Genomic DNA, 8,947 nt, shown 5'->3' with positions numbered 1-8,947 from the left:
ATGCTGAGTCAAGTATGGCGTCGTTGACCTTCAAACTGATTTGATCAACAACGCCCCCTGCAGCTGAAAACGAAGTCGTTATTTACTACAAACGCGATGTTGCCGCTGCCAGCTCATCTGGCTCAACTTACGACGGTTGGGGGCTGCACCTTTGGAATGGTGAAGGCTGTACCAGCACAGATTTAGTCGGCATGGGATTAAGTGAAACCGGAACCGACTGGAACAGCCCTTACGAATATGATGGTATCAGCGAGACTTACGGTGCCTATTATGTGTTGAAAGTTGACCCAGATGCCTCTGACCCACACAAATGCATGAACTTCATCTTGCACAATGGTGATGAGAAAGCATTTGGCAGTGCGAACTCAAAAGTCGAGTTAACTAAGCTTGGCGATTCACAAGGCGTATTTGGTTTCCATGGCAGCAGCGAGTTGTACTACGACCCTATTTCAGAGCGACCAGTCAATATTGATGGTCAAAAAGCACACTGGCTAGATGCAACCACAATTGGTTGGGAAGCGGCTAGCAATGCAGACTCTGTGAAGCTTTTCTATGCACTAGACAACAGCATCACAATGAACGATGACAAAGAGATTGTCGGTGGAACTGCAATTGAACTAAGCAAAGACGGAGAACTATCTTCTGAATTGAAAGAGCGTTTCCGACACCTTGCAAGCTTACCTGCCCTAGCTATCGATGTTGACGACAGCACACTTCGCACTATTTTAAAATCTCAGATAATTTTTGTTGCCTACAATGCCAATGGCGATGTTATCTCTTCAACTGAGGTTCAAAAACCTGGTGTGCTTGATGCGGTATTTGCTAGCGAAGATGCTGGTAATGCAATGGCTGAAGAACTAGGCGCAATTGTTGAAGGCAGTGCGGCGACCTTCAAGCTTTGGGCACCAACCGCGCAAGATGTAGAACTCGTTCTATACAGTGAAGATCTGCTAAGTTCACAAGTAATCCCGATGACGGAAAACACTGAGACAGGCATTTGGGCGACTGACGCGGTGTCTAATGCAGTGAACAGTTATTACCGTTACCAAGTGAAGGTTTATCACCCAACCACAGGCAATATCGAAACTCGCCTTGTGACAGACCCATATTCTCTCAGCTTATCGAAGAATTCGGCATACTCTCAAGTGATTGACCTAAATGATTCAACCTTGAAACCAGCGAACTGGGACAACTACCAACGACCAACCGTAGAAAAAGACGAAGACCACGTACTTTACGAATCACACCTACGTGACTTTAGCTTCAGCGATAAGCTCGGCACAGCTAGCCTAAATGGCAAGTACCTCGCTCTTACAGAAGCCGATCGTGAGTCGGTCAAACACCTACAAGCTCTCCAAGAAGCAGGTTTAACTACGCTGCATATCTTACCAGCATTTGATATCGCTACCGTCGATGAAGATGCCGCGAGCCGTGTTGATATCACCGACACCGTAGGAAAACTGTGTGATGTAAAACCGACAGCTACCTTATGTGGAAGCGAAGACGAAAACAAAGTCATCGAAGACGTACTCGATGGTTATGACCCTTCAACGGGTGACGCACAAGCATTAATGAATGACCTTCGTATGCTTGATAGCTTCAACTGGGGCTACGACCCATTCCATTACACAGTGCCTGAGGGAAGTTACGCGACCGATCCTAATGGTTCTCAGCGTATTCTCGAATTCCGTCAGATGGTCAAAGCTACGCACGACATGGATCTTAAGCTGATCATGGACGTGGTATACAACCACACCAATGCGTCTGGTGTGAACGATAAGTCGGTACTGGATAAGATTGTCCCTGGGTACTACCACCGTCTTAACGTCAACACTGGTGGCGTAGAAAACTCGACTTGTTGTGACAACACTGCGACCGAAAACCTGATGATGGGTAAATTGATGGTCGACTCACTTAAGGTGTGGGCTGACGACTACAAAGTGGATGGTTTCCGTTTTGACTTGATGGGCCACCAGCCAAAAGATGTAATGGTCGAAGCATTGGAAGAAGTGCGCAAAATCGACCCGAATACTCTGTTCTACGGGGAAGGCTGGGACTTTGGTGAAGTCGCCAACAACGCCCGCTTCGATCAAGCGAACCAAATCAACATGGCAGGTACAGAAATCGGTACCTTCTCAGACCGTTTGCGTGACGCCGTTCGTGGTGGTAGTCCGTTCGACGGTGGCGTCGATTCAGCAGGCAACCACCCACTTCGCTTTAACCAAGGCTTTGGTAACGCAGCGATTGCCAATGAAGAAACCAAAGTTGATCAAGATTCGATCAATGGTCGTTTACATAACCAAGACCTTGTTCGTTTAGGTATGGCAGGTAACCTCGCAGAATACGTACTGATTGATTACAAAGGCGATACCAAACTGGGTAAAAACGTTGATTACAACGGCGCGCCAGCTGGTTACACCAAGATGCCTTCCGAGAACATCTCTTACGTTTCCAAACACGATAACCAAACACTTTGGGATAACAACGCTTACAAGATCGCCACTGGTACTAGCTCTGCAGAGCGTGCGCGTATGCAGTCTGTATCGCTTTCTACCGTGATGCTAGGCCAAGGCATACCATTCATCCATATGGGTTCTGAACTGCTACGATCTAAGTCTATGCAGCGCGATTCTTACGATTCTGGTGACTGGTACAACCGCGTCATGTTTGATGGGACGGACAACAACTGGAATGTTGGCTTACCTCGTGAAGATAAAGATGGTGCAAACTGGGATCTGATCAAAACAATCATTGCTGACAGCGCGGCTAAACCAGACTCAGACGACATTGAGCTGACTAAGCAGCAATTCCTAGAGCTATTAAAGATCCGTAGCTCAAGCGAACTGTTCCGCTTAGATACAGCTGACGAAGTTATGAAGCGTGTCGACTTCCGTAACGTTGGCGAAGATCAAGTCGAAGGCCTGATTGTCATGTCGATCGATGATGGCGTGTCTGCGGGCGACGATCTTGACCCTGCCAATGATGCGATTGTCGCAGTTGTAAACTCAACGAATGAATCTCAATCGTTCAAAATCACGGGAGCAACCGGCTTTACACTTCACACCGTTCAACAGAGCTCTGAAGATGACATTGTAAAAGGTGCAAGCTTCGCCGCTGAAACCTTCACAGTCCCTGCACTAACCACCGCTGTATTTGTACAAGCTCAAGGCGATGCACAAGGTGCTGGTTTGCCGGTTGATAACTCAGGCAAGGATGTATCGAGCATTCCGCCATACGGCCAAACAACCGTCTACGTTAAAGGTGACATGAATGGATGGGGCGCAACGGATGATTGGGCAATGAGCTTTGTCGCTAATGGTGTTTATTCTGTGACAGGCAACTTGGAAGTGGGTAACTATGGCTTCAAGTTTGCTGATGCTGATTGGGTATCACCTAACTTTGGTTGCGATTCAGTCGAACTTGCTGGTGGGTCAATCGACCTAGGTACTGATGGTAACTGCCAATTAAGCGTAACAGAAACTGGCAGCTACACATTCACTCTGAATGCAATTCACGAGCTGGATGACAATGTAGATGGTCCAGTTGTTTCGGTCACTAAGCAGTAAAGCTTAAAGTATCGAAGCGAAGTAACAGATAATAAAAACCAGCGAAAGCTAGCCTTTGGGAGACGCCAGTCTCCCTTTTTTTGTCCTAAACAAACACCATTCCCAATACACCACATCAATCCATGGTCTCCATTAATCCCAATGTTAATAGATAAAACGAACCACTTTAGTTCTTAATAGAAAGCATAACGAGTACATGTGAACGTCTCATTCCAGTGTACGTAAAATTTAGGAAGCCGAGCTTAGGTCGGTAGATGAAGTGGCGATTCGTCAACAGAGTTCGTATTCAGCGGTTTGAGAAGAGTAAAATAGACGAGAGTGTTTTAACTAGTAGCTAATAAAAACCATAAATAACGAATCACGCCCATTTATATTAGCCATTGGTTATTGTGTTTAAGTCTGTGGTTATTTACATTCAAGCATTCGATGAATATCAGTATTACTTTTAATTTATTATGGACAATAAAAAAGGCTCCTAGTCAGGAGCCCTTCTCTTTATATCAATCGGTATTTACAAACTCGTCGACTATTTTTTATTGACGGCTTTTACAAAAATTTCTTGTGCGCCTTCAATACCAAGTGCTTTTGCTTCATCTAGTAGGCTCAGAGCTTTTGGAATATTATCTGCGTCTACTGCTGCTTGAATGGCATTATGGTAGTAAGTTTGTGTTTCTGGTTGAATTGCTTCTATTGTTAGCTTCTTGCTTTCAATAACAGGAATTTCAGGAGCTGATGCAGATTTTGAAGGTTTCGTTAACCCACTAAAGAAACCTTCACGTTTTATAGCAACTCTAACTTCACCAATGTCAACATGCTTCGCTTCAGGATCATCAATAGCAGGGACAACATTTCGCTTGGCAATAGCCATTGCTTTGGCCGGGTGCAATAGCTGGGTAGTTTGTGTTAAATCTTGTTTAGTAGTGTAAACAACACCATAAATACGAGTGGTACTCATCGGTAGATTCAATTCAACTTCACCAAATAAAACATCACCCTTTATAAAGTCATTTTTATCATAATCAAAAAAGGATGAGTCGTAATTTCGCAATAATTTAAAATTTTGATCATAAATGGCTAAATTTGGAGAAAATACTTCTAAGCGTTTAACCATGCCCGAAAGTTCTATTATGACCTGAGGCTCAGAAACATCAAAAGAAAAACCAGCCACTGGTCCCATTATGTCTGTGCTATTTAAAATCTGAGAATCTTCAGAAAAGTGAATAGAAAAGCTTGATGGAACGCCAACTTGATTCCAACTAATTTGCTCCACCGTAGAGATACTTGCTTGTTCCGAGCTCGAAGAAGAAAAATCTTGGTGGCTCGCACAACCAAATAAAACGGTCGCCCCCATTAGAATCGATACTATTTTTTTCATTCACTTATCCCTTGTAATACAGTAGCCAGCTTGTAAGCTGGCTACTGTTTTTTATTAATGACTAAATGCTAGATTACCACCAAGCTTCAACTTGTGCACCGAACATTAAGTCATTGTTATCAACAGCTTTGTCGCCACTGTAACTAGATGCAAATACTCGAATTGCAGGTCGAGCCCAGAAATTTGAACCGGCTTGCCATTGTTGAGCAATTGTAACTTTCGTTAAGTCTTCTTTATCAGCCCAAGGGTATTCATCTTGGTGATAGCCAAGCTCTAGAATAGTGCTCATTGTTTCAGACCATTTGTAGCCAGGACGAAGAACAACACTCATAGCTTTGCCATCACTGTTGCCATTGCCGTCATCCAACAACTGAGCATAAACGAACGAGTAACCAAGATTCCATTTTTCAGCTTCGATTACACCCCAATCGATTAGACGTAAAGACTCTCGTCCTTCCTGACCTAATTCCATGTTGTACGAATCACCTGCGTGGTTACCTACGAAACCAGCCCAAGCATAACCTTCAGTTGCATACTGAATAACAGCTTTGTTAAAGCCCATGCTATGGCCTTGAGTGTGTTCAGCTGTAAGGAAAAAGCCTGCTTTATCTAGACCATAATCACCTGCATTACCAATACCGCCGTCAATTGCATCACTTTGTACATCTGTATGAGAAGGGTCTGCAGCCATTAAAATGAACTCCATACTACCCTTGTCATTTGTTTCAATACCTGTCAAGCGAAGGTCGATTGAATTAGCAGTTGAGTAAACTTGTGTACCCTCAAGTGGCTGTCTTTCATCTTCAGGTGTCGATGGATCATCTGCAGTTAGTAATGGAGCCTTCCATTTATGCTGAACAACTGCAGCATGAAGCTTCGCAAAGCCCAAATCAATGTTTTCAACACCGGCACCAGCACCAGAGTTATTTACGTAGTACATATCCATAATATGAACATCTTTACGTCCGTAATAACGTTCACCAGCCCAAATGCTCATGCCGTTTGCCATAGTGTAGTCAGCCCAAGCTTCACGGAACGAAGCTCTCTCACCAGACCATGGGTCATCAGGATCTGTACCGATACTTTGGAACGAATTACCACGTCCATCTAAGCCACCATTCTCATACGTGCCAAATGCCATTAGAGTATGGATATTGAATGCATCGCCATCTGAACTTTCCCAAATCTTGTTTACGCCTAGAGAAAGTTCAGCATAGTTATCACACTCATCGCCTAAACGACCAACTGCATGCCCAAATGTAGTAGGGCCACCATTACCATAACAATATTGCGAGCCACCATCAGCATTCATACCGAAGCCTGCGCGCATATACCCATGAAAATCAACTTCGGCAGCGAAAGCTGAACCAGCCATCAATGTCGAAGCCACTGCTGCAGCAATCAAACTTACTTTTTTCATTCTTAACTCCATTAAGGACGATTTATTTTAGGTTTTTATATTTTTGCTCTCTTGCGGCAACCAAAGGCAGTAATGGTAGTCGTAAGATAGAGAGGTTTAGGGTTTCCCCTGATTCGTTTCAACGGGGTCAATATTAAGAGGGGATGACAAGTTTGACTTCCTCCGCCCCTAAGTTAATTAAGGGGGACTAGAGGGGAGTAGAAAATATACAGAATGGTGTTTTAAAGAGGTAGATCACTTAATATAGGAGGAGTAGACAGCACACAGATCTAATTATTCAACATAAGTGAGATCTAGCTCAAATATATAATTTGAACTTCATCGATGAATTATTTTTTTACCGTAATTAATCTGTGAAGTAGCTTGACCTTACTGTGACAAAGCCTTTTACTAATAGTTCACTGATGTTGATAAACGAACAAGAAATCAAGCAATGACTAGAACGCTCGCTCGCCCTTATCCGCTAGGCGCAACGCTAGGTAACACTGGCTGCAACTTCTCTATTTATTCTCCTGACTGTAAATCTCTTTCACTCGCTCTTTTTGACGAGAACGACGAATTCACCACTTATAAATTGGAAAATGAATACGCTGATATCAGATATGTCTTTATTGATGGTATTAAAGCGGGGCAAAAATACGGCTTCATTGCCGAAACGGACAATGGCCCTATCCTGCTTTCAGACCCGTATGCCAAAGCAATAAGCGAACCGCTCGATTACGTCACGCCATATACCAATGAAAAAAGCTTTGCTATGGCGAAATGTGTCGTTGTTGATGACACCTTCGATTGGCAAGATGTAGAAAAGCCACGCATTAGCCGCGAAGATACCGTTCTTTTTGAAACGCATGTAAAAGGTCTATCTCAACTGCACCCAGAAGTGGCTGCCAATACTAAAGGACGCTACTTAGGGTTAGTGAGCCCTGAAATGCTTGCGTTCTACAAACAGCAAAATATTAACTCTCTACAGCTTTTGCCCATTGCTGCATGCATGCATGAACCACACCTATTAGACATGGGTAAAGTGAACTATTGGGGTTACAACCCATACTTGTTTATGGTGCCTGACCCTCGCTACGCAGAGAAAGATGCCGTAAACGAGTTAAAGACTGCGATTCGCGAACTGCACCGCAATGGCATCGAAGTCATTCTAGACGTGGTGTACAACCACACAGCAGAAGGTGGGGAAGGCGGAACCACCTTCAACCTAAAAGCACTCGATAGCCGCTACTACATTAAACATGGTTGCCATTACGCGAACTTCACTGGCTGTGGAAACACCGTCGACCTTACCCACCAGCCAGCACTCAACTTAGTAATGGATACGCTTCGTTACTGGGTAAGCGAATTCCAAGTCGACGGCTTCCGTTTTGACTTGGCAGCGACACTGGGGCGCGAAGGTGACAACTACAACCCTGAGGCTGCTTTCTTTAAAGCCGTAGCTCAAGACCCTGTACTTAAAGAAACTAAGTTAATCGCAGAGCCGTGGGATATTGGTCCTAATGGTTATCAAGTGGGTAATTTCCCGCTTGGTTGGAATGAATGTAACGACAAACTGCGTGATATCACACGTAGCTTCTGGCGCGGTGATCAAGGCTATCTAAAAGAGTTTGCGACGCGCTTAATGGGATCTCGCGATATCTACAGCGCAGCACACTGGCCATACAGACTAACCGTAAACTACATCACGTATCACGACGGCTTCACAATGCAAGATCTTGTCTCTTACAAACACAAGCACAATGAAGATAACGGCGAGAACAACCGAGATGGACACGGTGATAACCGCTCTGATAACTACGGTGTTGAAGGGGAAACCGAAAACCTATTGGTTGTTGCCACACGCGAAAAACAGAAACGTAACTTCATGGCGAGTCTGTTGTTTGCCTTTGGCATTCCACATATTCTGACAGCTGATGTGTTATCTCACACTCAAAAAGGCAACAACAACGCTTACTGTCAAGATAGTGTAACTAGCTGGATTAACTGGGAAGATTCTGAGCGAAAAACTTATTTCAAGACTTGGTTAGCTGAAATGATCTCTGCACGTCAACAATATATGGTGCCTTTTATTAAGGCGTTCAGCGGAGAAAAACGCAACTCGAACCGCATCTTCTGGAGCCGTGTCGATGGCACACTCATGGAGCATGATGATTGGAATCGTTTAAGCTCTGTTGCGCTGCACTTAGGTATTGGCAAAGACGGTGACGAATTGATTTATTTGATAAACCAAACCAACGCACCCGCTCGATTCTCGTTACCGACTGATCGCGACCAAAACTGGGTCACCATTTGTGATACCAACTTACGAAATGTAAAACCAGGTCATGCAGAAGGTGAAATGCTGCTATCGCCGACTTCGATGGCAATTTTGCACTACTCGCCAGATAACACTGATTTGATTGAAGTAAAAGCTAAGCTAGCTTAATAAAACGCCAAAAAACCATAAAAGCCAGTTATATTTATAGCTGGTTTTTTTATTAGCTGAATATCACATAAATCATTCTTTTATATGGAATCATTTGCATTGATGTGATGGATGAAACTGTTTAGTATTGCCGTACTATAAAAATGAATCTATAACGT

3 protein-coding genes and 1 pseudogene are annotated in these 8,947 nt (G+C 43.9%); 2 read left to right on the top strand and 2 right to left on the bottom strand.

Annotated features, from left to right (window positions below):
* Positions 1-59: 59 nt before the first annotated feature.
* Positions 60-3,566: pseudogene (gene pulA / locus AB6D93_RS16470) on the top strand (pullulanase-type alpha-1,6-glucosidase); the annotation flags it as partial.
* A gap of 526 nt (positions 3,567-4,092) precedes the next feature.
* Here the strand turns inward: pulA and AB6D93_RS16465 are convergent.
* Together AB6D93_RS16465 and AB6D93_RS16460 are read right to left on the bottom strand one after the other, a co-directional pair.
* A complete protein-coding gene (locus AB6D93_RS16465) occupies positions 4,093-4,941 on the bottom strand; it encodes a MalM family protein (RefSeq protein ID WP_081229326.1) in 849 nt (282 codons plus the stop codon).
* Between the two features lie 73 nt (positions 4,942-5,014).
* Positions 5,015-6,361: a carbohydrate porin gene (locus tag AB6D93_RS16460; RefSeq protein ID WP_081229325.1), complete on the bottom strand. Its 1,347-nt coding sequence runs from the start codon at positions 6,359-6,361 to the stop codon at positions 5,015-5,017.
* Positions 6,362-6,794: 433 nt separating this feature from the next.
* On the opposite strand from AB6D93_RS16460, the gene glgX reads away from it, so the two are divergent.
* Positions 6,795-8,789, top strand: coding sequence for a glycogen debranching protein GlgX (gene glgX, locus AB6D93_RS16455; RefSeq protein WP_102332380.1), 1,995 nt, complete (start codon positions 6,795-6,797; stop codon positions 8,787-8,789).
* Positions 8,790-8,947: the final 158 nt, after the last annotated feature.

Source organism: Vibrio sp. 10N.247.310.23, from assembly GCF_041467155.1.
GTDB classification, from domain to species: Bacteria; Pseudomonadota; Gammaproteobacteria; order Enterobacterales; family Vibrionaceae; genus Vibrio; species Vibrio crassostreae_C.
This window is presented reverse-complemented; position numbering and strand designations above follow the sequence as displayed.

Bases quoted from the DNA above. Each gene is read 5' to 3' on its own strand.
- AB6D93_RS16465 (WP_081229326.1), bottom strand. From the start codon at position 4,941: ATGAAAAAAATAGTATCGATTCTAATGGGGGCGACCGTTTTATTTGGT.
- AB6D93_RS16460 (WP_081229325.1), bottom strand. From the start codon at position 6,361: ATGAAAAAAGTAAGTTTGATTGCTGCAGCAGTGGCTTCGACATTGATG.
- glgX (WP_102332380.1), top strand. From the start codon at position 6,795: ATGACTAGAACGCTCGCTCGCCCTTATCCGCTAGGCGCAACGCTAGGT.